Raw genomic sequence first — 25,623 nt, forward strand, 5'->3', positions numbered from 1 at the left:
CCCCCCACGTCCCTCAGGCTCGCGCCGATCGCACAGGTTGTGCGTCCACCGTCCAGCCAGTTCTCGTAGTTTTCGTGCAAGTTGCACCGACCGTTAGTCACCTCAACGAGCGTGGGTTACGGCAGTGACGGCTTTCGACGTGTGGCTTGTGGACGGTTCGGCGGGACCAGAGGGGACGACAGACATGTGGAGGAACGTCCGACCGCGCGTCGCTCACCTCTCGCCGCTGGAACGGGTCCGGCTGCGCCGCGTCGCGGTGCGGTACGCGCTGCACGGCTGGCCGGTCACCCCCGGCGCCTGCCTGGCGAACAGCCGCTTCGTCTGCGGGCGGGCCGGCTGTCCCACAGTGGGCTGCCACCCGGCACTGGAGGACTGGGAACACGCCGCCAGCGCCGACCCGGCCCGGGTGGCCACCTGGTGGCGCAGCCGCCCGCACGGCATCCTGCTGCCCACCGGCCGCGCCTTCGACGTCCTGGAGGTCGCCGCCCACCTGGGCCGGCAGGTCCTGGAAGCGGTCGCCACCCACCCCGCCGGCTTCGGCGTACGCGGCCCTGCGCTGGTCACCCCGACCGGCCGCTGGATGTTCCTGGTACGCCCCGGCGACCCGCTGCGGCCCGAGCTGGAGCACTGCTTCCACATGGTACGCCACGGACCCGGCTCGTGGATCCCCGCGCCACCGACCCGGCTGCCCGAGGGGACGGTGCGCTGGGTGGTCGCGCCCGAGCAGGCCCGGTGGCAGCTACCCGACTCGTACCTGGTGCAGAACGCGCTGATCGCCGCGTTACGGGCGGCCGGGGTGACGCTCGGCGCCGACCTGTTCCCCGGTCATCTCCCGCTGCCCCGCCGCGGCCGCTGACCTCCCAGCACCCGGCCGGTGCTTCCGCAACGCGTGCTCCGACGCCGAGCGTTCTCCCTGGTCACAGCGGGTCCGGTGACCCGGACGGGTGGCCGACAGCGACCTCCCCGGCACCGGGCTCGTTGTTCCTGGCGAGGGCGCGTCCGCGCCAGAGCGGGGGTTGACCATGTCCAGGGACGACGCTGCCCGCCACACCGGCGGTACCGAGCCGGCGCGGCCCCGCCGCCGCCTGCACCCGTGGGCCTTCACCCGACCGCTGGGCGTGCGCCCCGGCCGTCCTCGCCCCACCGGCTCCCGCCCCGCCATCCTCCACCGCCCCCTCCGCTGACCCCGCCTGCACCCTTCCCTCCCCCCTCTCCCTTCCTCCCCCACCAGCCCACCGCCGGTTGATCAAGGAGTTTGCGTCCGCCCAGCACGTTCTGGAGGAACAAACTCCTTGATCACCGCACCAAGGGCAGGCGGAGGGAAGGGCAGCACGCAAACGCACCGTCGATCATGAAGTTGGCGGTGCGACACGCCGGGAGGCGGTGCCGCCAACTTCATGATCGACCGCGCAAGGGGAGGCGGCGGTCAGGGCAGGGTGGGGAGGGTTCGGGAGTGGTGTTGGTGGGCGTCGTCCGTGACCACGGCGTGCTGCCACGGGGACGGTAGGCGGTCCAGCCAGGCCAGGCCCGATGCGCCCATCGCCACCGCCGCTGTCGCATACGCGTCGGCCACGCCCAGGTCCGCACCCACCACAGTCACCGAGCGCAAACCCGTCGCCGGTACGCCCCGGCGCGGGTCCAGCACGTGGTGGCCGCGCTCGTACACGCCGGAGGTGGCGACCGCCATGTCGGTGCCGGTCAGCACCAGACAGGTCGCCCCCGCGTCCCAGGGATGCCGCACCCCGATCCGCCACGGCTCACCGGCCGCGTCGTGGCCGCGTACGCGCACGTCGCCGCCCGCGTTCACGCAGTGGTTCGGCGCGCCCGCGGCCACCAGCCGGTCCGAGGCGACCTGCGCCGCCCAGCCCTTCACGTAGCCGGACGGGTCGAGGCGACCGGTCGCGTACGCGTCGAAGAACCCGTCGGTGGCGGTCCACAGGTCGGCGCAGGCGGCCAGCACGGCCCGCAGGTCGGCGGAGGCGTCGGCGACCCGCAGCTCGCCCCGGTCGATCCGGCACACCTCGCTGTCGTCGCGGTACGTGCTGAACCGCGCGTCCACCTCGCGCAGCCAGCCGAACGTGTCCTCGGCCAGCTCGTGCAGGGTCTCCGGGGGCAGGTCGTCGGCCAGGTCGAGGCTGATCGCCGTACCCATGATGTGTTCGACCCGGCGAAGGCCGCGCCGGGCGGACGGACCGGGACCGACGGCACCGGCATGAGCCGGCACGGTCACGCCTTGTCCAGCGCGGCCTGCAACGACTGCTTGTACGCGGTGCTGGTGTAGGTGGCTCCGGACACGGTGCTCAGGTTGGCGCTCTGCCGGGCCACCACCTCGCCGGAGGTGCCGCTGTAGCGGGCCTGCACGTCGTCGCTGCGCTGCCCGGACTGCCCGCCCAGCGGCAGCCCGATCGCCGTGGCGTCGACGATCCGGCTTCCACTGAGCGTGATCCGGACCTGGAGCGAGCCGTACTCGTAGGTGACCGACGGCCCGGTCACCGTGCGGGTGGTGGCCTTGGGCGCGCTGGTGGTGGTGCGGGGCGCGGCCGGTGTGGTGCGCGTGCGGGTGCCACCGCGGCTGGCCGCGCTGCGGTCGGCGGACGGCTTCGGGGTCGGCTTCGACGAGGCGCGCGGCGACGGGGTGACGCCGGGCGCGGAGCCGGTGGGCGAGGGCGGCTCGGGCGCGGCGGAGCCGCCCGGGGCGACCGGGGCCAGCGCGGCCGGTACGTCCGCTCCGGCCTGCCCGGCGCCCGGCGCGCCCTTGAGCACCACCAGTGCGGTGGTGCCGGCGGCCAGGCCGGTGATCGCGAGCAGCGCGCGACGCATGGGCGGTGCCTCTCCTACAGCTCGAACGCGGTCAGGTGGATCTGGCGGCGGGGCACGCCTGCCGCACGCAGCGCGGCGACTGCCTCGTCGACCAGACCGCCGGGGCCGCACAGGTAGACGTCGCGGCGGGTCAGGTCGGGCACGAGCCGGCGCAGGCCCTCGGGGTTCATCACCTGGCGGGGGCCGGGGTCGTCGCGGCGGCCGACGACGTACCAGACGGAGGTCTGCCGGGCCTGCGCGAGCCAGTCCAGCTCCTGGTGCAGCAGCACGTCGGCGGGGGTACGCGCCCGGTAGATCAGCGCCGCGCCGGGCGGCAGCTCCTCCAGCATCGCCCGCAGCGGCGCGATGCCGCTGCCCCCGGCGATGAGCAGCGCCCGTTCCCGGGTGCGGTGCGCGGCGGTGAACGTACCGGAGGGGCCCTGCGCCCAGACCCGGGTGCCGGGCGTGAGGTCGCGCAGCTCGGCGGTGTACCCGCCGACGACCTTGACGGTGATCCGCAGCCACCTGTCGTTGGCGGCGGCGGAGACGGAGAACGGGTGCGACTGCCACCAGCAGCCGGGGTTGAGGAAGCGCCAGCGGAAGAACTGGCCGCCGAGCAGGTCGATCTGGTTGAGCCGTTGCCCGGTCAGGTAGACCGAGACGGTGTCCGGGCTCTCCGCCACCACGTCGGCGACGCGCAGCCGGTGCCGCAGGTTGAACACCAGCGGGGCGAGCATCCGGCCCCACACCAGTGCGGCCACGACCAGCAGGTACGCGGCGATCCAGCCGGTACGCACCGGGCCGGGTTCGTAGAGCTGCGCGCCGTTGCTGAACTGGTGCGCGTACCCGAGCAGCAGCGTGAGGTAGCTGGCGGCGTGCAGCAGGTGCCACAGCTCGTACGGCAGGCGGCGGCGCACCGCGCGTACCGCGGTGAACGCGACAGCGACCAGGATGCCCGCGGCGACGAACGCGGAGACCATGTCCTCGTAGTCGGTCAGCAGCGCGCCGACCTCGCCGAGCACCGTCTTGCGTTCCTGGCGGGAGTAGCCGACCACCAGCAGCGACATGTGCGCGAGCACCGCCACCAGCAGCGTCGCGCCGAGGTCCCGGTGCAGCCGGGAGATCCGCTCGCCGCCGAGCGCGCGTTCCAGCACGCCGAGTCGGCTCATCATCAGCACCTGGACCAGCAGCAGGTAGCCGGCGAGCAGCCCGGTGATCCGGCCACCGGCGGTGAGCAGGTCGGCGGTGTCGGCGAGCGATCCGGCCGGGGTGTCCAGCCACCACGGCAGGACCGCGGCGACCAGGCCCAGCCAGAAGAGCGCGGCCAGCGCACGCCGGCCGCCGGGTCCGCGGCGCGGACGACCCGGGGGTACGGGGGCAGCCGGACGGCCGCCGTACGGGGCGGGATGCCCGGTACGGCGGCCGGCAGCGCGGGTGTCCTGGTACGTCACGCGTAGATCTTGACCGGGGTGAACTTCTGCCGGGGGAAGACCTTGTCCACCTGGGCGGTGGTCAGGCCGAAGCGTCCCTGCGCGACCGATCCGTAGACGTTGAACATGTTGTTGTACTCCGGCACGTCGCCGCTGTCCAGCTTGTCCAGTCCGTTCCAGGTGCCGAGCAGCGAACCGGCCAGCTTGCGGCCGGACAGCACGGTGACCACACCGCCGTGCCCGTGGTCGGTGCCGCCGCCGTTCGAGCCGACCCGCCGGCCGAACTCGCTGGACACCATGATGGTCACGTCCGCCGACCGGTCGCCCAGGTCGGTGAAGAACGCGGCCATCGCGTTCGCCAGTTCGTTGAGCCGCCGCCAGAGCTGGCCGCCCTCGCGGGTGCCCTGGTTCTCGTGGGTGTCGTAGCCGCCCATGCCGACCGTCGCCACCCGCACGTTCGCGCCGCCCTTGATGAGCTGGGCGAGCTGCTTGAACGCGTTCCCGACGCCCTGGTACTCGACGCCCTCGGCGGCGGCGTACGGCTTGGCGGCGAGCTTCTGGGCGGTGGCGAGCGCGCCCATGCCCTCGATGACCGCCTCCTCGACCGGGTGGTTGATGCCGGTGAACAGGCCGCGGATCGCCTTCTCGGTGGCCGCCCGGAACTTGTCGTCGCCGTTGAGCCGCAGGTCGCCGACGCTGTTGAGGGAGATCGCGCCGTTCACGCCGACGAGCGAGCGGGGCAGCGTGCTGCCGATGCCGACGCTGCGGAACGCGGTGCCCTTGCCGAGCGAGTCGACCAGGCTGTCCAGCCAGCCCCGGCCGCCGGTCTCGCCGGGCAGGCCGCCCAGGTTGCACGCGTCGGCGGCCTGGAAGTGGCTGCGGGACAGCCGCGGGTCCGACACGGCCGGCACGAAGCCGAGCTGCCCGGCCTTGAGCCACTTCTCCAGCGGCGCGAACGCGCTGGTCAGCTTGAAGCCGCGGGCCAGCGCCAGCGAGTCGTCACCGAGCAGCAGGTCGGGGCGCGCCTTGGCGAGCACCGGGTCGTCGGCGGGTGCGACCAGGCTCAGCCCGTCCAGCCCGCCGTAGAGGAAGACGTGGATCAGCGTGCCGGTCTTGGTCGCGGCGAACGACGCCGAGGTGGTGACGAACTGCGCCGTCGCGAGCGCGGTCGCGGTCGCGGCGGCGCCGGCGACGAAGGTACGCCGGGTGACGCCCCGGCCGTCCTGCTGCGCCTCCTCGATCTCCTCCAGCCGGCGGTACCGGTCGGTCTCGGCCGCGTTCTCGGCCGCGACGATGTCCGCCTCCGCGCGCAGCAGCGCCTCGGCCGGGTTGTCGGCCAGCCGCCGCAGGTCGGGGCACTCGGGGTGCAGGGGGTACGGGTTCACGGTCATCTCCATCGAATGCCTCACCGGAGGTGGTGCTGGGGGGACGCGAGGATCGTCCGCGCGACAGCGGCGATGGCCCCGTTGAAGGTGGCGTCGACCTTGGCGCTCTCGGCCACACCGGCCACGGCGAGCACGAGCTTCTTCTCCTTGGCGCTGAGCTTCTGCTGCACCAGCCGCTGAGCCAGCGCGTCCACGTACGCCCCGGCGGTGGCCGGCGGCTTCGCGACCAGCTTCTCCGGCTTGACGAAAGTGAACTGCTTGCGCCAGCCGCCGATCAGGTCACCGGCCTCGTTCCAGCCGTCGATCATCGTCCCGGCCGAGGTCCAGGCCAGGTAGACGTCGGCGTAGCCGTCCGGGGTGGGCTTGCCCATCGGGTACTGGCCGAGTTCGCGCATCTTGTCCTGGATCTGCCGCAGGCCCTGGGCGAACGGGGTGCGCCGGTTGTCGCCGGTGAAGCCGGGGGCCGCGTCCGGCGAGACACCGAGCACCCGGTACGTGGCGACCAGGTACTCCATCGGGCGGCGTACCTTCTGGCCGATCGCCGCCCAGAACTCCGAGGAGCTGAACAGCGTCGCCAGCACCGGCCGGATCTGTCCCTTGTTCGTGGTGTACGCCTTCGCGAGCCGGTCCACCACGGACTTCGGCGGGGTGTCGGAGACGAACCGGGTGGCGAGGTTCTGTGCCACGTACCGGGCGGTCGACGGGTGCATCGCGATGTAGCGGATGTACGAGTCGATGACCTTGTCGGCGGCCACCGGGTCGTCGGAGTTGTTGGCGTGGCTGAACCCGAGGATCTTCACCTTGCCGAGGTAGTGCCGCTCGGCGAAGAACTTGTACTTGCCGTCGGCGACACCCCGTCCGGTCTGGAGCAGCGCAGCCTGGCGGACGTCCTTCTCGGTGTAGCCGCCGTCAACGCCGACCGAGTACAGCTCCAGGTTCTCCCGGGCCAGGTTCTCGTTGACCGCGTCCTTACGCGAGTCGACCTGGTTCAGGTAGAGCAGCAGCGCCGGGTGCTTGTTCGCGGCGACGAGCATCTCCGGGTAGCTGCCCAGCGCGTGCTTGCGGATGACGTCCCGGTCGAACGCGTTGCGGTAGTTCTCCCCGCCGTCGAAGTCGGCGGCGACGTGCAGGAAGTCGTTCCAGAAGTCGACCATCACCTCGAACAGCTGCCGGTCCGACCAGATCTGCCGGGCGATGGTGGCGTCCACCGTCTCGCGGGCCGGGTCGACGCCCTTCTCGTTGAGCTGCTCGCGCTGGTCGCGCAGCTGCGTCGGGCTGAGCTTGAGCGACTGCAGCTCGGCCAGCTTCAGCTCGGCCTTCGTCGGGGCGATCTTCTCCGGTTCGAGCTGCTGGCGCAGCCAGTCGTCGATGCCGAGCCGCTTGATGTCGGCCATCACCTTCGGGGTGGCGGCGAACGTGGTGCGGGTGGCGAGGTGCCGGATCGGGTCCTTGGCGAGGACCGTCTTCACAGTCACCTTGGTCGCCTCGGCGGCGGCGGCCGGGCTGCCGTAGAGCCGGCCACCGGACGGCGCGTTGCGCTTGAGCGCCTCGCCGGCCCGGGAGCCCATGTAGCTCTCGTTCTGCTCGGTGTAGGTCCGTACCGTGCTGGGCTGCTGGCCGCTGGGCCGGGCCGCGTTGCCGTCGGTGGTCACCGTACCGGTGGCGTCACCGGCCGGCGCGTCACTGAACAGGCCGCGCACCTGCGGGGACATGGCCAGGGCGGCGCCACCGGCGACCACCACGGCACCGCCGAGGGTGGCCAGCGCCCGGCGCCGGCCCCGCTTCGGGGCCTCGTCGCCGTCGTCGTCCAGGTCGGGCAGTCCACCGCCGGGCGGCGGGCCGTACCCGCCGCTGGGCTGGCCGTAGCCGCCGGACTGGGGGTAGCCGGCGGGGGCCGGCGCGGCGGGGGCGAAGCCGTTCGGCCCGACCCACTGCGGGCCCTGGGCGGGGTGGGCGCCGGGGTGCGGCGCGTGCGGGTCGCGGTACCCGTCCGGATGGGGGTGCTGGTATCCGTCCCAGCCGCGGTCGTCCCGGGGTCGACGCGGTGGCACGTTCAGGTCGGCCATGTACCTATCCCGTTTTCTTCGAGCGCCGGCACGCCTGCCACCCGATGGGGGTCGGGGTGGCGCAGGGGCGGCGACGGTTGCCGGAGAAGTTGCCTACGGGAAAGTAGCCATGCCGTCCCGGCCGCTCAAGGCGCGCCGAACGCGCTCGTGAGCGCACTTAAGACGGTGCTCAGGCCCGCCGCGGAGGGCCCGCCGCGGCGGCGGGGGCGCGGCGGCGTCCGGAGCAGGGCCGACCCGGACGCGCACCGCCCGGATGCGAGGTTTCGCACAGCGGCGACGCCGCCGGGGGCGTTCATTGCCTCACCGAAAATTAAGGTACGGATAAGCCTGCGCTGAGAACCTCGTTCCGCCTGTCCGGTCCGCCGAAACAGCAGCAGCGGCGGCGCGTGACCGGCCTCCGATCCGGGTATGCCGCCGAACCGCTGAAGCCGTGAGGGGAAGGGCACCGCCATGCTCAGCCAAGAGGATCAGCGCAGGTTCGAACAGATCACCCGTCATCTGCGGGAGAGTGATCCACGCTTCTTCGCCCGGTTGGACAACCGGATCAAGGGCCGCCGGGGCCGGTACATGATGCTGTTGACGATCGTGCTGTGGGCGTCGCTGCCGGCGATGACAGTGCTCGTCGGACGGCTCGCCGGGGCGATCTGCGCGGTGGTGCTCGTCGCCAACGCCGCAGTGATGTGGCGCTTCCGCCGCCGCCTCCTTTAGGTGCAAGGAAGGGCCCCTTATTAACGCTTCTGGTAGAGGAAGGGCCCCTTATTAACGCTCGCCTGCGGCCTCGCCGCGACCGAACTCCCTGGGGGACGCGGCCTCGCCGCGACCGAACTCCCGGTACGCCCGGCGCAGCCGCTCGGCCAGGCCCGGCCCACCGATCATGGCGCCGGGTGAACCGAGCTGGCGCAACAGCAACTCCGAGCCGGTGGCGAGCGTGGGCGGCCGGTCCGGCAGCGGCACCGGCGACAGCCAGAACCGGTCCGGTTCGGCGTCCGCCTCGACCGGCGGCAACCCGGCCAGGGCCCGCGCCGCGCCGACCACCGGCACACCGGTCGTCCCGGGCGGCTCCGGCCCGGCGCCCGACTCCGGCCCGGCACCCGGGCCCGGCTCCGCGCCCGCACCGCCGTTTCCGTCCGCGCCACCGGCTCCGCCCGCGCCACCGGCTCCGCCCGCGCCACCGGCTCCGCCCGCGCCACCGGCTCCGCTCGCACCACCGGCCCCGCTCGCACCACCGGCCCCGCTCGCACCACCGGCCCCGCTCGCACCACCGGCTCCGCCGGCACCACCGGTTCCACCTGAGCTGCCGGCGTCGGCGCCGCGCAGCGTACGCAGCCGGTCCAGCAGTTCGGCTCGGGACCGGCCGCGCCAGTGCAGCAGGTGGAACGGGTCGGCGTCGAACGCCTCGGCGAGCAGGTAGAACGTCGCCGCCAGATGTTTGCACGGCACCGCGAAATCAGGGCAGCCGCAGCGCTGGTCCAGCTCGCCGACAGCGGCCGGGAACAGCGGCGCGCCCGCCTCGGCGAACAGCTCCTCCAGTTCGGCCGGCAGGTCACCGGCGAGCAGCCGGGCGCTGAAGAACGCCTGCCCGGCCAGTTCGGCCTCGATCCGCCGCCATGTCTCCTCCGGGTACGCGGCCAGCCCGATCCGCACCGGGTAGGGCCGCGGCCGGGATCCCTGCACCTCGGCGGTGACAGTCCCCGGCGACACGTCCAGCCGGAGCACCTGCCCCCGCCGCGCGTACGCCCGCCCACGGGTGAGCCGGGAGCCGAGCGCGAACGACTCCAGCACCTCGACGAACCGCCGGGACCACCAGGACTGCCCGATCGCGCCCCGGGTGCTGCGCGCCCGCAGGCCACCCTCGACCCGCACCGGCGGGCCGTAGTCGTCAAACCCGGGGCTCACTCGACCACCGCCCCGGACTCCAGCCGGAACAGGTCGCGCAGCGTGTCCGTGGACAGCTCGGTGACCCACTGCTCGCCGCTGCCCACCACCGACCGGGCCAGGCTGCGCTTGTCGGCGATCATCGCGGCCACCTTCTCCTCGACCGTGCCGGCGCAGACGAACTTGCGTACCTGCACGCGGCGGCGCTGTCCGATCCGGAACGCCCGGTCGGTGGCCTGGTCCTCGACTGCGGGGTTCCACCACCGGTCCACGTGCACCACGTGGTTGGCGGCGGTCAGAGTGAGCCCGGTGCCGCCGGCCTTGAGCGACAGGACGAACAGCGGCGGACCCTGTGGCGTCTGGAACCGGGTCACCATGGCGTCCCGTTCGGCCTTGCCGACGCCGCCGTGCAACAGCAGCACCTCCCGGCCGGTACGCGCCGACAGGTGCCCACGCAGCATGCCGCCGAACTCGGCGTACTGGGTGAACAGCAGCGCCTTCTCCTCCGCCGCGAGTACCTCGTCGACGATCTCGTCGAGGCGTTCCAGCTTGCCGGACCGGCCGTCCAGCGCGGAGCCGTCGTGCAGCAGCTGGGCGGGATGGTTGCAGACCTGCTTGAGCCGGGTCATGGTGGCGAGCACCAGTCCGCGCCGCTCGATCCCGTCGCTGGACTCGATCTTCGCCATCATGTCGTCGACCACTGCGCGGTAGAGCGCGGCCTGCTCGGCGGTGAGGTTGCAGACCACCTCCATCTCCAGCTTCTCCGGCAGGTCGGTGATGATCGACGGGTCGGTCTTGAGGCGGCGCAGCACGAACGGGCCGGTGATCCGGCGCAGCCGCTCGGCCACCTCGGCGTCGCCGTGCCGCTCGATCGGTTCGGCGAAGCGCTTGCGGAACGTCGCGGCCGGCCCGAGCAGCCCCGGATTCGCGAACTGCATGATCGACCAGAGGTCGGCGAGCCGGTTCTCCACAGGCGTACCGGTGACCGCGACCCGGTGCCGCGCGGGCAGCGACCGGACCGCCTCGGCCTGGCGGGTCGCGGCGTTCTTGATCGCCTGCGCCTCGTCCACCACCACCCGGTGCCAGTCGACGCCAGCCAGCTCGAACGCGTCCCGGGCGGCCACCGAGTACGTGGTGAGCACCAGGTCCGCCTCGCCCACTGCGGCGGCGAAGCCCTCGCCGCGGGTGCGCTCGGCGCCGTGGTGCACGTGCACGCGCAGCCCTGGCGCGAACTTCGCGGCCTCCCGCTGCCAGTTGCCGACGAGCGACATCGGACAGACCAGCAGTGTGGGCCCGGCCTCCGGCGGGTCACCGGCGAGCAGCGCGAGCAGCTGCACGGTCTTGCCCAGACCCATGTCGTCGGCGAGGATCCCGCCGAGTCCGAGCGACTGGAGGAACGCCAGCCAGGCCAGCCCGCGCCGCTGGTACGGCCGCAGCGTCCCGCTGAAGCCCGGCGGCGGGTCGGCCGGGGTGAGCCGCCGTTCCGCCTCACCTGCCAGCAGTTCGCCGAGTGCGCCGTCGGCGACCACGTCCAGCACCGGCAGCTCACCGGCCCGGTCGTCACCGGACAGTCCCATCCGCAGCAGGTCGGCCACTGTCAGCTCACCGGAGGAGCGCAGCAGCTTCAGCCCGGCCTCCAGCCGCTGCGGGTCCAGCTCGACCCACCGGCCGCGCAGCCGGACCAGCGGCGACTTCAGGTCGGCCAGCGACGCCAGTTCCTCGGCGGTCAGCGGCTCGTCGCCGAGCGCCAGCTCCCAGCGGTAGTCGACGAGCGCGTCCAGCCCCAGCTTCCCGGCGGTGGTGGCGACAGCGCCCGGGGCGGTACGGCTGCGTGCCCGCAACCGCGCCCCCAGCCGCGACGAGGACCGCCGCCACCACGAGGGCAGCAGCACCCCGAACCCGGCCGCGTGCAGCACCGGCGCGCCCTCGCGCAGGAACCGGTGCGCGCCCTCGGCGTCCAGCTCCATGCCCTCGGGCGCAGCGGTACGCAGCGCGGCGTCCACCTCGGGCCACAGCCGGCTGGCCCGGCCCAGCTCGGCGAGAAGCGTCTCCTGCGGTTCCACGCCCCGGGCGGCGAGCGCCGGCGCGGGCCGCTGCCAGATGTGTGCGGCGTCCACCACGAGCCCCGGCTCGTCGGCCGGGTGCAGGCCGAACTCGACCCGCCAGGCGGCGTCCTCGACCAGTTCGGCGACCGGGTCGACGGCCGGCTCGACGAGGCGGAACGTGGCCCGTACCGCGCCGCCCGCGGCGTCGCGCTGCCAGGCGTCCAGCTCGTCGCGCAGCGTCGCCAGCGCGTCCGGCTCGGCCGGGAAGGAGCGCTCCGGGCCGGTCAGCGCGGCCAGCCAGCGCGGCACCGCGCCGACCGGGCGCATCCCCCGGTGCAGCCGGGTGTCGGCCAGCGCCACCCGGGCGGCGGCGTCGACCAGCGCGTCCAGCGCCTCCGCGACCAGCTCACCGGCCCCGATGTCGTCGGCCCGCCCGCCCCACGCGTCCTCCACCGGACCGCCCGCCCCGACCGGTGCCGCCGCGACGGCCACCGGCGCACCCCAGGGCTCGGGCCGCCATTCCCGGGCGGCGCGAGCCGCCGGTGGCAACGCCATCGCCAGGTCACGCGCCCAAGTCGCGTCGGTGCCGGTGAGCAGCGGCCGCCAGAGCGCCCACCCGGTCGCCACGTCGTCCGCCCCCACGGCACGCAACCGCCGCCCGGACCCCGCGACGCCCGAGGCCGCCGGCACCCGCACCGCCGAGGTCCGCCGGCCGGTCGCGGCCGGTCCACCGTCGGGAACACCACCGGGGTACGCCTCCAGCACGCCCGGCAGCAGCCGCCCGCGTACGACCAGGTCGGCGGCGAAGTCGGCCAGCTCGCACAGGTGCCGCAGGCTCGCCCCGACCGGGCCCGGCATCGGCGCGCGCAGCAACGCGTACGCGTCGTCCGGGGCGTACCCCAGGGCGGGAGCCCGCCATCCGGCGCGGGTGACCGGGCCGCGGACCGGTTCCCCGACGGTGGCCCGGACCAGTTCCGGCGAGTCCAGCGGCGAGCCGGCCCGGGTCGGCAGGTCCAGCAGGACGGAGATCGGCTCGCCCGGCATGCCGTCGAGCGCGGCGGCGAGCGCGGCGTGGCCGGCGGCGAACGGGTGCGGGCGCTCGCGCGGGACGCGGCCGGGACGGCGGGGCGCGCGGGCCGGAAGCGTGCTGTCCTCGGCCCACAGGGCGAGCCCGGCGCCGGGCAGCCACAACCCGTGGATGACCAGCACTGTTCCCCCTCGACGACGTCCCCGGGGCCGGAAGACGGCGCCCGGGGAGCCAGGATAGGCCGCCGGACGCCGCTATCGTCGGCGCCATGGTCGACCTTCTCGTGATCGGCGGGCTCGGCGTGGACATCCGCGCCCGGGTGCCCGCCCTGCCGCCGCCCGTCGCCGACTCGCTGCTGGTGCCGCCGATCGACCTGCGGATCGGCAACACCGGCGCCGGGGTCGCGCTGGCCGCGCACGCGCTCGGCCTGCGGGTGGCGCTCGTCGACGTGCTGGGCGCCGACCCGGCCGGCGACGTGGTGCGGGCGGCGCTGGCGCGTACCTCGATCCGGACCATGCTCGCCGACGCGCCGGCCGGCACCCGCCGGTCGGTGAACCTGGTCGACCCGGCGGGGCGGCGGATGTCGCTGCACGACCCGCGTCCCTGGTCGGGGCCGGCGCCGTTCGGCGAGGCGGAGCTTGCCGCGCTCGTCGCCGAGGCCACCCACATCCACCTGTCGATCATGGATTGGGCACGGGACTCGCTGGCGGTGCTGCGCGCCGCCACGTCGATCTCCACCGACCTGCACGACTGGGACGGCGAGAACGACTACCACCGCCCGTTCGCCCGGATCGCGGACCTGGTCTTCGTCAGCGACACGCGGCTCGGCGAGCGGGCCGCGAAGGAGGCGGCCGAGCTGGCGCCGCGCACGGTGCTGGTCACCGGCGGGGCGGCCGGCGCGACGCTGCACACCCCCGGCGTGCCGCCGACGCACGTGCCCGCCGCCACCCCGCCAGGGCCGGTGGTGGACACCAACGGCGCCGGGGACGCCTTCGCGGCCGGGGTGATCGCCGCCCGGCTGCGCGGCGCGGGCATCCTCGACGCGGCCCGGTACGCCGCCCGGGTGGCGGCTGCCGCGTGCACGTACGACGGGATGGAGTACCCGGACGGGCTGCTGCCCCGCGAGTGACCCGTCAGATCGAGCCGGTCTCGCCGTCGGTCAGCTCGCGCAGGATGTCGGCGTGCCCGGCGTGCCGGGCGGTCTCCTCGATCAGGTGCACCAGCACCCAGCGCAGCGACACCTCGCCGAGCTGCGGGTGCGGCACCACGTGGTCGAGGTCGAACCGCTCGGCGACCCGGCGGGACCGCTCGCAGGCCGCCTCGTACGCGGCGGCGAGTGTCTCGACCGTCTCGCCGGCGCCCAGCGTGAAGCTGGCGTCGGCGTCGGCCTGGGAGGTGACGTAGACGTCGCCCGGCTCGGGGGCGAACAGGCAGCGGAACCAGTTCCCCTCGACCAGGGTCAGGTGCTTGAGCAGCCCGGCCAGTGTGGTCAGCGAGGGCACCAGGCGCCGGGCGGCGTCGGCGTCGGTCAGGCCGCGCGCCTTGCGCAGCACGTTGGCACGGTGGAAGTCGAGGAACGCGTCGAGGATCGCCCGTTCGTCGCCCGTGCGGGCGAGGACCGGACCGAGTGCCGGATCGATCGTCGGGTGCGCCATCCCCGGACCCTAGTACGCGGTGTGTACGGTCCGCTGCCCCGCGTGATCCCCTGCGCGGGCGGGCCGGCCGGGGCAGGATGGGCGCATGGCTTCCTCGGTGCAGATCCCTCTGGTGGGCGGCGCGGCCGACGGCGAGACCGTCACCGTCGAGCTGGACGTCAACGGCCGTCCGCCGCTGACCCACCACCACCTCGGGTCGAACGGCCTCGCGGAGGCGCAGATCTACGAGCTGGAGTCGGACGACCAGCCGGGCCGGGAGTGGGTCTACGCCTGGCGCGGCCCGGCGGTCTGACGGCCCGGCTCACACCGCCGGCGTCAGCGTGCGGGCCCGGATGCTGTCCAGCACGCTGCGGGTCACCTGCGAGGTGCCGCGCGCCTGCTCGCAGACCTCAGCGACCCGGCGCGCGGTCTCGTCGGCCCGGGCCGCCCGTTCGTCCCACAGCCGGTCCACCTCGGCCAGCAACGGGCCCTCCACCTCCCGCTCCACGCCGCGCAGCGCCGGCACACCGAGCCGCTGGGCCAGGTCGAAGACCTTTCCGGCGTACGGCAGCGGCAGGAACGGCGTGCCCATCATGGCCGCGAAGATCAGGAAGTGCAGCCGCATGCCGACCGCGAGGTCGAAGTGGCGCATCAGCCCGAGGATCTGCGCCGGACGGTAGTCGCCGTGCAGGATCCGGCCCCGGTCGGCGGCGGTCATGTGCGACAGCACGCCGTGGGAGTGCCGGATGTCGTCGCGTTCCATCGGCACGAACAGCACGTACGCGTCGATCCGGTGCACCAGGAAGTCACCGATCTGGGCGAGCAGGCGGTGGTAGCCGTCCACGTCGAGCCGTTCGGCCGCCCGGCCCGGTTCGCGCACGCTGAGCCCGACCAGCCGGGAGCCGGCCGGTACGCCCTCCTCGCGCAGCCACTGCTGGGGGAACTCCTCCGGTTCGAGCAGGAACGCCGGGTCGGCGGTGACGGTGATCGGGTTGACCAGGCCGGCCTCCTCCAGCACCATCCGTGACTCCTGGTCGCGGACTGTCACCTCGACGGCCTGCGCCAGCGTCTCGCGCACCATGCCGCTGTCGAGCGTGTCGGTGAGGGGGCCGACCCCGACCGCGTACGTGATCAGCGGTAGCCCGCGCTCCTGGGCGACCCGGACCACCCGCAGGTAGCGCCGGGCCTCCTTGTCGTAGAGGATCCCGCCGCCGCCGAGGATGAGCAGGTCGAGCTGGTTGAGCACCGGGGACGAGTCGACCCGGCTGACGCCCTCCCACGGCACCGCCTCGACCTCGGGGTGGGCCAGCGCGGTGTGCGCCGGGTTGCGGGAGAAGACGATGATCCGGGCGTTGGGCTCGTGGCGGCGCAGATCGTCCAGCAGACCCGTGAGGATCGCCTCGTCGCCGAGGTTGCGACCGCCGTAGGAGCCGAGCACGCCGATGGTCAGTCCGGTGCGTTCCCTCATCCGTTGCTCCTTCCCAGGGGCGTCCGCGCCAGCGTTCCCGCTGGCCGCCCCGGGTTAACGCACGGCGAGGAGGCTCAACCGGCGGCGTCGGCGACCAGACGGGAGACGAGGTCCGAGACCACCTGATCGGTGTCGAACCCGGCGTCGATCGAGGTGGTGAGCAGGTCGAGCAGGAGCCCGTCGACCGCGTAGTGCAGCAGCGCCACCTCGTACGCCCCGCCCGGTAGTCCGGCGGCGGTGTGGTGGGCGACGTCGTCGGCGTACCCCCGGCGCAGCACGCCGCCGAGCGCGGCCCGCAGCTCCGGGCGGCGCGCGGCCTCCAGCCGCAGCTCGAACAGCGCCCGGGTGAGGCCCGGCTCGCGGGTGGTGCGGGCGACGATGTCGCGCAGGTAGTCGGTCATCAGCGCGAGCGACGGCTCCCGGCGGCCGAGGTCGGCCAGCACGGCCGGGTCGGGCGCGATCCGGTCGAAGATGCGTTCGGTCAGGCCGGCGAGCAGCGCCGCGCGGGACGGGAAGTAGTTCGAGGCGGTGCCGGTGGGTACGCCCGCCTCGGCGTCGACCGCCCGGTGGGTCAGCCCTCGCGCGCCCGCGTCGGCGAGCACCCGCAGCCCGGCGTCGGCGAGCAGGGTACGGCGTTCCGGATTCCTGGCCACGCGAAAACACTAGCAGCAACCACGACAGGTGTTGTACATTCATCGCCGAACCACGACAGCCGTCGTGGATAAACTCGGACATCGGAGCCGGCTTGCGCAAGCTCGTGTACTTCGTCGCCAGCACCCTCGACGGCTTCATCGCCGCACCCGACGGGTCGTTCGACTTCCTCCCGCTGACGCCCGACCTGGCGCCCTACCTGGTGGCCGAGTGGCCCCAGACGCTGCCCACGTTCGCCCACGCCCAGCTCGGCATCGACTCCCCGCCCGGCGGCCGCTTCGACACCGTGCTGATGGGCCGCGGCAGCTACGAGCCGGGTCTGAAGGTCGGCGTCACCAGCCCGTACGCCCACCTGGAGCAGTACGTGTTCAGCCGCTCCCTGCCCCCGGCCGACTACCCGGACGTGCACGTCGTCGACGGCGCCCCGGCCACCCTCGTCCGCGAGCTGAAGACCCGGCCCGGACGTGACATCTGGCTCTGCGGCGGCGGTCAGCTCGCCGGTCAGCTCGTCGACGAGATCGACGAGCTGGTGGTCAAGCTCAATCCGGTGATCGTCGGAAGCGGCATCAAGCTCGTCGACAGCGGCTTCGATCCGCGGCGGCTCACGCTCACCTCGGCGCGCCCGTTCGACGCCGGCGTGGTCGTCCTGCGCTACACGCGCAACGATTAACCCGGTTGCCCGGACGGCGGGCGGCACGCACCGTGGGACCGTGACGACTCAGACGAAGACCCGGCTGCACTGGCACGAACTGCCCGCGCACGTCCGCGACGCCGTCGAGGGCGTCCTCGGCGACCGGGTGGTGGCGGCGCGGTCGCAGCCGGGCGGCTTCTCCCCCGGCACCGCCGACCGGGTCCGTACAGCAGGTGGTGACCGGGCCTTCGTCAAGGCGGTCAGCCCGGCGCAGAACGACCGCAGCCCCGACCTGCACCGCGCCGAGGCCCGGATCGCCGCCGCCCTGCCGCCGGACACGCCCGCGCCCCGGCTGCTCGGCAGCTACGACGACGGCGACTGGATCGCACTCGTCTTCACCGACGTGGAGGGCCGGCACCCGGTCACCCCGTGGCGGGCCGACGAGCTGACCGCAGTGCTGTCCACACTGGAGACGATGGCCGCCGCGCTCACCCCGGCGCCCGCAGCCGCGACCACACCCACTGCCGCCGAACGGCTCGCACACGACTTCGGCGGCTGGCGGCGCCTCACGGCCGACCCGCCGCCCGACCTCGACCCGTGGGCCCGGTCCCACCTGCCCGAGCTGTGCGCCGCCGCCGACCGGGGACTGGCCGCACTCGACGGCGACACGCTCTGCCACGTCGATGTGCGCGCCGACAACCTGCTGCTCGGCCCGGACGGATCGGTCACAGTGGTCGACTGGCCCTGGGCCTGCCGCGGGCCGGCCTGGCTGGACACGCTGCTCACAGTGGTCAACGTGCAGGTGTACGGCGGACACGACCCGGACGCCCTGCTGGCCGCCCGACCACTGACCGCCGACGTCGACCCGGCCGACCTGACCGGAGTGCTCGCCGGGTTCACCGGGTTCTTCCTCGACGGCGCCCGCCAGCCACCGCCTCCCGGCATCCCGACCGTACGGGCATTCCAGCGCCTACAGGGCGAGTCCCTGCTCCCGTGGCTGACCCACCGCCTGAAGCCCTGACCGCCCCTCCCTGGCCCGGCCCGGCCCGGCCTGGCCTGGCCTGGCCCGGCGATCTTGCAGTTTCGGCCTCTGGGACGCCGCTTTGGCGCGCTTTGTCGGGGCCGGAACTGCAAGATCAACGCGATCGAGAGGGCTGGAGGCGCGGCGGTGCACGGCGCGGCTCACCCGGCAGTGGGGACGCCCAGGGGGTCGGCGAACAACGGGGAGAAGCCCAGTTCGGCGGCGCCGATCAAGGTGGCGTCGTAGCCGAGTGCGGACACGCGCAGGCGGGCCTTGTCGCGGGAGATGGGCAGCACGTTCGCGGCGATCCGGCTGCGGACGTGGCTGGCGCAGACCGGGAAGACCTCGCTGAGCGTGCCCCCGAAGATCACCACGCCGGGGTTGAACAGGTTGATCACGTTCGCCACGCCGATGCCCAGCCAGTCACCGATGTGCCGCAGCGCGTCCCGGGCGGCCGGCTCTCCCTGAGCGGCGGCGGCGACCACCGCACGTACCGCCTCGCGCCCCTTCTCCTGCGCCGGGCGGCCCGCGACGTCGAGCAGCGCGCGCTCGCCGACCTCGGCCTCCAGGCACCCGCGCGAGCCGCAGCCGCACGGCCGCCCCTGGTACGGGTTCACGAGCATGTGCCCGACCTCGGAGGCGTACCCGCCGTCGCCGTCGAGCAGTTCGCCGCCCACGATGATCCCGCCGCCGACACCCACGTCACCGTGCAGGTAGACGAGGTTCTGGACGCCGACACCGGCACCGCGCTGATGCTCGGCCAGCGCTCCGAGGTGCGCCTCGTTGCCGACCAGGACGGGCAGGCCCAGATCGAGCCGCCGGGCCAGCTCGGCGCCGAACGCCTGGTCCACCCACCCCATGTCCGGTCCGAAGCGGACCATCCCGTCGCCCGGCCGGATCATGCCGCAGTAGGAGGCGCCCACGCCGACGCAGACCGATCCGGGTGGCGCGGCGTGGTGCAGGGCCCGCCCGAAGTCAGCGAGCACCGAGACAACGGAGTCGAGGTCGGCGCCGGCCCGTGGCCGTTCGGCCTCCAGCCGCGCCGCCACCACACCGCCGAGCCCGACGCGGGCGGCGACGAGCCGGTCCACGGCGATGTCGAAGGCGAGGACGTAGACGGTGTCGGAGGCGGGACGCACCACACGCGAGGGACGCCCGGCCCGCCCGCTGCCACCCGCCGTCACCTCGCGGACCAGGCCGGCCGCCGCCAGTTCCGCGGTGAGCGCCATGACCGTGCTGCGGTTGACGCCCATCCAGTCGGCCAGCTCGACGCGCGTGACCGGGCCGGTCAGGTGGACGCGCCGCAGCAGCGCGCCGAGGTTGAGCCGGCGGCTGTCCCCCTGCGCGTGCCGGTCTGCTGCCAGACCTTTCAGCATCGACAACTCCGTCGGATGGCGACTGGCTCGTGGCCCCAGGGTAGTTCCCGCACATCGACGGGTGCCAGCGCCCGCCGAAGGGACGGCCGTCTCAACCATCCTGGGCCCGACCGGCGTTCCAGCAGGTCTCCTGGTGGCGCCGCCGGCGGGTGGCCGAGCGGCTGGACGCGACGCCGGCCGAGCGCGGCGGCGGCGACCACACCGACGAGACGGCGTTGCGGCTGAGCGTGGTGGGGGCGCTGCGGCGGCTCACCACGCGGCAGCGGGCCGTGGTGGTGCTGCGGCACTACGAGGACTTGACCGAGGCGCAGGTGGCCGAGGTGCTGGGCTGCTCGGTGGGCACCGTGAAGCGGCACGGGCACGAAGCCGTACGCCGGCTCCGCAATCTGGTCCCCGAACTTCTGGAGCGGACTCCGGAGAGGAGCGAGCGGTGAGCGTACGGCTGCGGGAGGCGTTGCGGGAGGCGGCGGCCGGGGTGCCCGCGTACCCGGTGCACGACCGGGCGGTGCGGACCGCGCGGCGCACGCGGTGGCGGACCGTCGCGGTGGTCACGGCGGTGCTGGCGCTGGTGGCGGCCGTGCCGCTGACGGTACGCGGGGACGGCCGGCCCGCCCCGGCGGGCTCGCGCGGGGCGGCGCTGCCGGACCGGCTCGGGCTGCCGCCGCAGGCGTCAGTGACGCGGGTGAAACGCCACGGGTGTCTCCCCGGCCGGGGAGACACCCGTGAGGTCGGCGCGGAGGACTACTCGGCTTCGCGGACCGGGCTCTGCGGCACCACCATCACCGGCCGGTGGGCGCGGTGCAGCGTGGCCATGGCGACGCTGCCGAGCAGGATCTTGCGGACCGCCGTGCGGCCGCGCGAACCGACGACGACCACGCTCGCCTTGCGCTCGGTGGCGACGACGGAGAGCGCGTCGGCCACCGCGCGGCCCGGGGCGCCGCCTCCGGCGCGGACGCGCACCGTGGTCACCGGCTGCCCGTCGACAGTCTCCGGCGCATCCCCCTCGTCGCCGTCGACGGCGACCAGGACGACCTCCCGCTCCAGGAAGAGGCGACGGGCGGCGGCGAGCGCGGCCTCGGATCCGGCCGAGGCGTCCCAGCCGACCACCACCGGCCCGGCGGCGAGCGCGTCGTACTCGTCGGTCAGCAGCGGGTGCGGCACGACCAGCACGGGACGCGGGCTGTAGTGCACGGCCATGTCGGAGACGCTGCCGAGCACCGCGCGGGCGCCGCCGAGGCCCCGCGAGCCGAGCAGCAGCACGTCGGCCTGCTTCTCGTCGGCAAGCTCGGCGAGCCGGAGCCCTTCGCCGCCGTAGCTGCGGCACACGAGCGGCTCGGCGTCCCAGCCGGCGGCCCGGCCCAGCATCACGCCGACCGCCGTCATCCGGTCGGCCTCCCGGCCGCCCTCGCGCTCGATCGCCTCCACGAACACGTTGATGTTGCGGGTGCCGGTCCAGAGCCGCTTGCGCAGTTCCTCGCTGGCGAACGGAGGCGTCCACAGATGCCCGATCCACGCGTGCGCGCCGGGAAACAGCAACGCGCCCACCTCGATGGCGGCGCTAGCGGCCGGAGACCCGTCGTAACCCACCACCACTTGCCTGCCGTGCTCGTCGCTCACCGCACCCAACCTCTCTCACCGACGACATCTCACAAGATCGTATCCGGGCCCGGACCGGATCCGAGCCGGATCATCCGCCACGGAATCATCGGTACGCTGGGCGGATGAGCACCCCGGACCTGTCGTACCTCCTCGACCACACCAGCCACGTGTTGCGTACCCGGGTGGCGGCGGCGCTCGCCGAGATCGGGCTGACCGCACGGATGCACTGCGTGCTCGCGCACGCGCTGCCCGAGGAGCGTACGCAGATCCAGCTCGCCGAGATGGGCGACATGGACAAGACGACGATGGTGGTGACGGTGGACGCGCTGGAGCAGGCCGGGCTGGCCGAGCGGCGTCCGTCGCGTACGGACCGGCGGGCGCGGATCATCGCGGTCACCGAGGAGGGCGCCCGGGTGGCCGCGCGCAGCCAGGAGATCGTCGACCGGGTGCACGCCGAGGCGCTGGCGAGCCTGCCCGACGACGAGCGGAAGGTCTTCCTGCGCGCGCTGGAACGCCTGACCGCAGGCCACCTGGCCACGCCTGTGCAGAGCCCGAAGCCGGCCCGACGGGCCCGCCAATAGTCCCTCAATAGATTGTCTGTAACGGAACTATCCGCTACGGTCTCTCCTGTCGCACCTCTCGACAGGAGGACTCCATGTCCGCTCCCCGCTCCCGGCGGCTCGCCCTCGGCGTGCTCGCCACCGGCGCCCTGATGACCATCCTCGACGGCAGCATCGTCACCGTGGCGATGCCGGCCATCCAGCGCGACCTGCGCTTCTCCCCGGCCGGCCTGAGCTGGGTGGTGAACGCGTACCTGATCGCGGTCGGCAGCCTGCTCCTGCTCGCCGGCCGGCTCGGCGACCTGATCGGGCGCCGGACGATGTTCCTCGGCGGCACCGCGCTGTTCACCGCCGCCTCCGTGCTGGCCGGGGTGGCGGCGAACAGCGCCACGCTCGTCGCGGCCCGCTTCCTCCAGGGCGTCGGCAGCGCGGCGGCCACGGCGGTGAGCCTCGGCATCCTGGTCACGCTCTTCCCCGACGCCGCCGGGCGGGCGCGGGCGTTCGCCGTGTTCGCGTTCACCGGCGCCGCCGGCGCGGCGATCGGCCAGGTCGCCGGCGGCCTGCTCACCGACGCACTGGGCTGGCACTGGATCTTCCTGATCAACCTGCCGATCGGCCTGGCGACGATCGCGCTCGCGGTCCGTACGCTGCCCGCCGACCGGGGCCTGGGCCTGGCCGCCGGAGCCGACGTGGCGGGCGCGCTGCTGGTCACCGCCGGGCTCGTGCTGGGCATCTACACGGTGGTCACGATCGAGCGGTACGGCGCGACGTCGGCGCACACGCTCGGCCTGGGCGCGCTCGCCGCCGCGCTGGTCGCCGGGTTCGTGCTCCGGCAGGCCACCGCGCGCCGCCCGCTCATGCCGCTGCGGCTGCTGCGCTCGCGCGGCGTCGCCGTGGCGAACGTGGTGCAGATCCTCACCGTGGCCGCGACGTTCGCGTTCCAGGTCCTCGTCACGCTCTACCTCCAGCAGGTGCTCGGCTACGACGCCACCCGCACCGGGCTGGCGCTGCTTCCGGCCGCTGTCGTCATCGGCGCGGTGTCGCTCGGCGTCTCGGCCCGGCTCAACGCCCGCTTCGGCGAGCGGGCCGTGCTGATCGCCGGGCTCGTGCTGCTCGCCGCCATGTTCGCGTTGCTGGCCCGGGTGCCGGTGGACGGCCGCTACCTGCCCGACGTGCTCCCGGTGATGCTGCTCGCCGGCGGGTTCGGGCTGGTGCTGCCGGCGCTCACCGCGCTCGGCATGTCCGCCGCCCGCGCCGAGGACGCCGGTCTCGCCTCCGGGCTGTTCAACACCACCCAGCAGCTCGGCATGGCGTTCGGCGTCGCGGTGCTGTCCACGCTGGCCGCCGCCCGTACCGCCGACCGGGTCGCGCTCGGCGACGACAGAGCAACGGCCCTGACCAGCGGCTTCCACGCGGCGTTCGCGGTCGGCGCGGGGCTCGTGGTGGTCGCCGTCGTGCTCGCGTACGCGCTGCTGCGCCCCCGCACGGCCGAGCGGGCCGAGGCTCCGGCGCTCGTGGGGTGAGTCAGCCGGGGGCGCGCGCCGGATGGGTGAGGAACGGCAGCACCGCCGCCGGCAACGCCGGTGAGGCCACCACGTCGTAGTGGGTGAGCCCCGGCAGCACCGCGAGCCGGGACGCGGGACGGTCGGCGCCGTCGCCGCCCGCGTCCCGGTGGCCGCCCCCGAGCAGGCCGAAGAACTCCGCCGCGTGACCGACCGGGATCGCGTCCGCGTCGGCGAAGACCAGCAGCACCGGCATCGGCAGCGCGGCCACCTCGGCGGACCAGTCGTAGTCGCGCCGCAGCAGGTCCCCGCTGCGGGCCCAGAGCAGGGGCCAGTCCTGCGGGCGGGGCGCGACCCGCGCGTACCGCTCGTACGGCGGGGTGCCGCGCATGCGTTCGGCGGCGCGCTCGTCGTGGGCGGACATCGCGGCCAGCGTCTCCGGGTACCAGCCGTGCCGCCGGAACGGCGTGGAGACGAGCACCAGGCGGCGGACCAGGGCGGGGTGCTGGATCGCGGTACGCAGGGCCACCCCGCCGCCGAGCGAGTAGCCGAGCACGTCGGCGCGCGGCAGGCCGAGGTGACGCAGCAGCCCGGCGACGTCGTCGGCCATCGACTCGTACCGCAGCGGCCGGTCCAGACCGCCGGTGCGGCCGTGGCCCCGCAGGTCGACGGCGATCAGCCGGCGGCGCGCGGCGAGCGCCTGCCGCACCGGCGCGAACGTCTCCGTCGACCCGTATCCGCCGTGCAGCAGGACCAGCGGCTTGCCGGTGCCGTGCTCCTCGTACCAGATCCGCAGCCCGCCGACGTCCGCATAGGTCACCCGCCGATCGTCGCGCCCCCGGCGGCGTGGCGGGCGCGTTTACCGCCGCGGCGGTCTCAGCGGGACGCGCGGGGGCGGGCGCGCAGGTGGGCGCGTTCGCCCTGGCTGCCGAAGAGGCTGAGGAACTCCACCCCCTCGCTGTCGGCGCGGCCGAACCAGTGCGGTACGCGGGTGTCGAACTCGGCCGCCTCACCGGGTTCGAGCACCAGGTCGTGCTCGCCGAGCACGAGCCGCAGCCGCCCGTTGAGCACGTAGACCCACTCGTACCCCTCGTGGGTCTTCGGCTCGGGCTCGGACCGCCCGCCGGCCGGAATGATCAGCTTGTACGCCTGGATGCCGCCCGCGCGGCGGGTGAGCGGCAGCATGGTCATCCCGTACGCGGCGACCGGCCGCAGGTGGACGCGCGGGTCGCCGGTGGGTGGGGCGCCGACCAGTTCGTCGAGCGTGACGCCGTGCGCGCGGGCCAGCGGGAGCAGCAGTTCCAGCGTGGGCTTGCGACCGCCGGACTCCAGCCGGGACAGCGTGCTCACCGAGATGCCGGTGGCGGCGGAGAGGTCGGTGAGGGTGGTCTCCCGCTCGCGGCGGAGCGCGCGCAGCCGGGGGCCGACCGCGTCGAGGGCCTGGTCGAGGTCGTCGTCCATGCCGGCCAGTTTGCCACATCAGCAACGGAGTTTGCAGTTCTGCCGGGTCCGGCCGCAGTCTGGTCGCGGAGGTGGTCACGATGACCGAGAACTACGAGGTACTGGTGATCGGCGGCGGCGCGGCCGGGCTCAACGGCGGGCTGATGCTGGCCCGGGCACGCCGCTCGGTGCTGGTGGTGGACGGAGGCGAGCCCCGCAACGCGCCCGCCGACGGCGTGCACGCGCTGCTGGGGCACGACGGCGTGCCGCCGGCCGAGCTGCTGGCGCGCGGCCGGGACGAGGTGCGCCGCTACGGCGGGCACCTGACCGAGGGCCGGGTCGAGACGGTGGACCGCGACGGCGACGGGTTCGCGGTGGCGCTCGCGGACGGCCGCCGGGTACGCGCCGGGCACGTGCTGGTCGCCACCGGCCTGGTCGACGAGCTGCCGGATGTGCCCGGCCTGCGCGAGCGCTGGGGGCGGGACGTGGTGCACTGCCCGTACTGCCACGGCTGGGAGGTACGCGAGCGGCCGATCGGGGTGATCGGCAGCGGCCCGATGTCGGTGCACCAGACGCTGCTGTTCCGGCAGTGGAGCGACGACGTGGTCTACCTGCGGCACACGGCGCCACCGCTCACCGACGAGCAGGCCGAGCAGCTCGCCGCGCGCGGCGTGCCTGTGGTCGAGGGCGAGATCGCGGCCGTCGAGACGGCCGGGGACCGGCTGACCGGGGTACGCCTGCGCGACGGCCGCACCGTCGACCGCGAGGTGCTCACAGTCGCGCCCCGGATGGTGGCGCGCGCCGGGTTCCTGGCCGGGCTGGGCCTGCGTCCGCAACCGCACCCCAGCGGGATGGGCGAGTACCTGCCGGCCGACGAGTCGGGGCGTACCGATGTGCCTGGGGTGTGGGTCGCGGGCAACGTGACGAACCTGTCGGCGCAGGTCGGCGCCGCCGCGGCGGCGGGCGCCTGGACCGCGGCGATGATCAACGCGGACCTGGTGCAGGCGGAGACCCAGCGGGCGGTCGAGGCGCACCGTGGCGCGCGGGCGGGTGGGTGACCACGAATCACCCCTAACCTGACAATTCTTCCCCTAGGTTGAGTCGGAGAGGGCAG

General features: G+C 74.2%; 24 protein-coding genes. 10 read left to right on the plus strand and 14 right to left on the minus strand.

Annotation, left to right across the window (positions count from 1 at the left end):
• Nucleotides 1-184 precede the first annotated feature (184 nt).
• The gene (locus MICAU_RS23225; RefSeq protein ID WP_013287791.1) at nucleotides 185-856 is read left to right on the plus strand and encodes a bifunctional DNA primase/polymerase; all 672 of its coding nucleotides are present in this window, start codon (nucleotides 185-187) and stop codon (nucleotides 854-856) included.
• Nucleotides 857-1,426: 570 nt separating this feature from the next.
• Here MICAU_RS23225 and MICAU_RS23230 read toward each other — a convergent pair.
• The 5 genes from MICAU_RS23230 to MICAU_RS23250 form a co-directional block, all read right to left on the minus strand.
• Entirely contained in the window at nucleotides 1,427-2,152 is a 726-nt protein-coding gene (locus MICAU_RS23230) for an FAD:protein FMN transferase (RefSeq protein WP_013287792.1), read from the minus strand.
• A gap of 74 nt (nucleotides 2,153-2,226) precedes the next feature.
• A complete protein-coding gene (locus MICAU_RS23235) occupies nucleotides 2,227-2,820 on the minus strand; it encodes an FMN-binding protein (protein WP_013287793.1) in 594 nt (197 codons plus the stop codon).
• 14 nt (nucleotides 2,821-2,834) lie between these two features.
• Nucleotides 2,835-4,250 (minus strand): ferredoxin reductase family protein, encoded by a 1,416-nt coding sequence (locus tag MICAU_RS23240; RefSeq protein WP_013287794.1) that lies wholly within the window; start codon nucleotides 4,248-4,250, stop codon nucleotides 2,835-2,837.
• The gene (locus MICAU_RS23245) at nucleotides 4,247-5,620 is read right to left on the minus strand and encodes a DUF1501 domain-containing protein (protein WP_244879787.1); all 1,374 of its coding nucleotides are present in this window, start codon (nucleotides 5,618-5,620) and stop codon (nucleotides 4,247-4,249) included. The genes MICAU_RS23240 and MICAU_RS23245 overlap by 4 nt, the downstream gene beginning before the upstream one ends.
• A 14-nt stretch (nucleotides 5,621-5,634) precedes the next feature.
• Nucleotides 5,635-7,680 carry a DUF1800 domain-containing protein gene (locus tag MICAU_RS23250; RefSeq protein ID WP_013287796.1) on the minus strand — a complete coding sequence of 682 codons (2,046 nt, stop codon included), beginning with the start codon at nucleotides 7,678-7,680 and terminating at the stop codon, nucleotides 5,635-5,637.
• 450 nt (nucleotides 7,681-8,130) lie between these two features.
• On the opposite strand from MICAU_RS23250, the gene MICAU_RS23255 reads away from it, so the two are divergent.
• Nucleotides 8,131-8,388 (plus strand): DUF3040 domain-containing protein, encoded by a 258-nt coding sequence (locus MICAU_RS23255; protein WP_013287797.1) that lies wholly within the window; start codon nucleotides 8,131-8,133, stop codon nucleotides 8,386-8,388.
• Nucleotides 8,389-8,439: 51 nt separating this feature from the next.
• On the opposite strand, the gene MICAU_RS23260 is transcribed toward MICAU_RS23255, so the two are convergent.
• Both MICAU_RS23260 and MICAU_RS23265 read right to left on the minus strand, forming a co-directional pair.
• Nucleotides 8,440-9,576 carry an SWIM zinc finger family protein gene (locus tag MICAU_RS23260; RefSeq protein WP_013287798.1) on the minus strand — a complete coding sequence of 379 codons (1,137 nt, stop codon included), beginning with the start codon at nucleotides 9,574-9,576 and terminating at the stop codon, nucleotides 8,440-8,442.
• Entirely contained in the window at nucleotides 9,573-12,809 is a 3,237-nt protein-coding gene (locus MICAU_RS23265; protein WP_013287799.1) for a DEAD/DEAH box helicase, read from the minus strand. Before MICAU_RS23265 ends, MICAU_RS23260 begins: the two co-directional genes overlap by 4 nt.
• An 86-nt stretch (nucleotides 12,810-12,895) precedes the next feature.
• Between MICAU_RS23265 and MICAU_RS23270 the strand changes: the two genes are divergently transcribed.
• Nucleotides 12,896-13,756 carry a carbohydrate kinase family protein gene (locus MICAU_RS23270; RefSeq protein WP_013287800.1) on the plus strand — a complete coding sequence of 287 codons (861 nt, stop codon included), beginning with the start codon at nucleotides 12,896-12,898 and terminating at the stop codon, nucleotides 13,754-13,756.
• Nucleotides 13,757-13,760: 4 nt separating this feature from the next.
• Here MICAU_RS23270 and MICAU_RS23275 read toward each other — a convergent pair whose 3' ends face one another.
• The gene (locus tag MICAU_RS23275) at nucleotides 13,761-14,282 is read right to left on the minus strand and encodes a DinB family protein (protein WP_013287801.1); all 522 of its coding nucleotides are present in this window, start codon (nucleotides 14,280-14,282) and stop codon (nucleotides 13,761-13,763) included.
• Between the two features lie 85 nt (nucleotides 14,283-14,367).
• Here MICAU_RS23275 and MICAU_RS23280 point away from each other — a divergent pair, with 85 nt between their 5' ends.
• The gene (locus tag MICAU_RS23280) at nucleotides 14,368-14,574 is read left to right on the plus strand and encodes a DUF8847 domain-containing protein (RefSeq protein ID WP_013287802.1); all 207 of its coding nucleotides are present in this window, start codon (nucleotides 14,368-14,370) and stop codon (nucleotides 14,572-14,574) included.
• 9 nt (nucleotides 14,575-14,583) lie between these two features.
• On the opposite strand, the gene MICAU_RS23285 is transcribed toward MICAU_RS23280, so the two are convergent.
• Nucleotides 14,584-15,729 (minus strand): polysaccharide pyruvyl transferase family protein, encoded by a 1,146-nt coding sequence (locus MICAU_RS23285; RefSeq protein ID WP_013287803.1) that lies wholly within the window; start codon nucleotides 15,727-15,729, stop codon nucleotides 14,584-14,586.
• Nucleotides 15,730-15,803: 74 nt separating this feature from the next.
• Entirely contained in the window at nucleotides 15,804-16,382 is a 579-nt protein-coding gene (locus MICAU_RS23290; protein WP_013287804.1) for a TetR/AcrR family transcriptional regulator, read from the minus strand.
• 92 nt (nucleotides 16,383-16,474) lie between these two features.
• Here MICAU_RS23290 and MICAU_RS23295 point away from each other — a divergent pair, with 92 nt between their 5' ends.
• Nucleotides 16,475-17,050: a dihydrofolate reductase family protein gene (locus MICAU_RS23295; protein WP_013287805.1), complete on the plus strand. Its 576-nt coding sequence runs from the start codon at nucleotides 16,475-16,477 to the stop codon at nucleotides 17,048-17,050.
• 40 nt (nucleotides 17,051-17,090) lie between these two features.
• Nucleotides 17,091-18,032 (plus strand): phosphotransferase, encoded by a 942-nt coding sequence (locus MICAU_RS23300; RefSeq protein WP_013287806.1) that lies wholly within the window; start codon nucleotides 17,091-17,093, stop codon nucleotides 18,030-18,032.
• A gap of 161 nt (nucleotides 18,033-18,193) precedes the next feature.
• On the opposite strand, the gene MICAU_RS23305 is transcribed toward MICAU_RS23300, so the two are convergent.
• The gene (locus tag MICAU_RS23305; protein ID WP_013287807.1) at nucleotides 18,194-19,408 is read right to left on the minus strand and encodes an ROK family transcriptional regulator; all 1,215 of its coding nucleotides are present in this window, start codon (nucleotides 19,406-19,408) and stop codon (nucleotides 18,194-18,196) included.
• A gap of 149 nt (nucleotides 19,409-19,557) precedes the next feature.
• On the opposite strand from MICAU_RS23305, the gene MICAU_RS23310 reads away from it, so the two are divergent.
• A complete protein-coding gene (locus MICAU_RS23310; protein WP_049794842.1) occupies nucleotides 19,558-19,842 on the plus strand; it encodes a sigma-70 family RNA polymerase sigma factor in 285 nt (94 codons plus the stop codon).
• 307 nt (nucleotides 19,843-20,149) lie between these two features.
• Here MICAU_RS23310 and MICAU_RS23315 read toward each other — a convergent pair whose 3' ends face one another.
• Entirely contained in the window at nucleotides 20,150-21,025 is an 876-nt protein-coding gene (locus MICAU_RS23315) for a universal stress protein (RefSeq protein WP_013287808.1), read from the minus strand.
• A 104-nt stretch (nucleotides 21,026-21,129) separates the two neighbouring features.
• On the opposite strand from MICAU_RS23315, the gene MICAU_RS23320 reads away from it, so the two are divergent.
• Complete coding sequence (locus MICAU_RS23320; RefSeq protein WP_013287809.1) at nucleotides 21,130-21,588, plus strand: MarR family winged helix-turn-helix transcriptional regulator; 459 nt, start codon at nucleotides 21,130-21,132, stop codon at nucleotides 21,586-21,588.
• 74 nt (nucleotides 21,589-21,662) lie between these two features.
• Nucleotides 21,663-23,090, plus strand: coding sequence for an MFS transporter (locus MICAU_RS23325; RefSeq protein ID WP_013287810.1), 1,428 nt, complete (start codon nucleotides 21,663-21,665; stop codon nucleotides 23,088-23,090).
• A 1-nt stretch (nucleotide 23,091) separates the two neighbouring features.
• On the opposite strand, the gene MICAU_RS23330 is transcribed toward MICAU_RS23325, so the two are convergent.
• A complete protein-coding gene (locus MICAU_RS23330) occupies nucleotides 23,092-23,889 on the minus strand; it encodes an alpha/beta fold hydrolase (protein ID WP_013287811.1) in 798 nt (265 codons plus the stop codon).
• Nucleotides 23,890-23,945: 56 nt separating this feature from the next.
• A complete protein-coding gene (locus MICAU_RS23335) occupies nucleotides 23,946-24,530 on the minus strand; it encodes a helix-turn-helix domain-containing protein (RefSeq protein WP_013287812.1) in 585 nt (194 codons plus the stop codon).
• Between the two features lie 80 nt (nucleotides 24,531-24,610).
• Between MICAU_RS23335 and MICAU_RS23340 the strand changes: the two genes are divergently transcribed.
• Nucleotides 24,611-25,567 carry an NAD(P)/FAD-dependent oxidoreductase gene (locus tag MICAU_RS23340; protein ID WP_013287813.1) on the plus strand — a complete coding sequence of 319 codons (957 nt, stop codon included), beginning with the start codon at nucleotides 24,611-24,613 and terminating at the stop codon, nucleotides 25,565-25,567.
• The last annotated feature ends 56 nt before the right edge of the window (nucleotides 25,568-25,623 follow it).

It is taken from the genome of Micromonospora aurantiaca ATCC 27029, from assembly GCF_000145235.1.
Taxonomy (GTDB): Bacteria; Actinomycetota; Actinomycetes; order Mycobacteriales; family Micromonosporaceae; genus Micromonospora; species Micromonospora aurantiaca.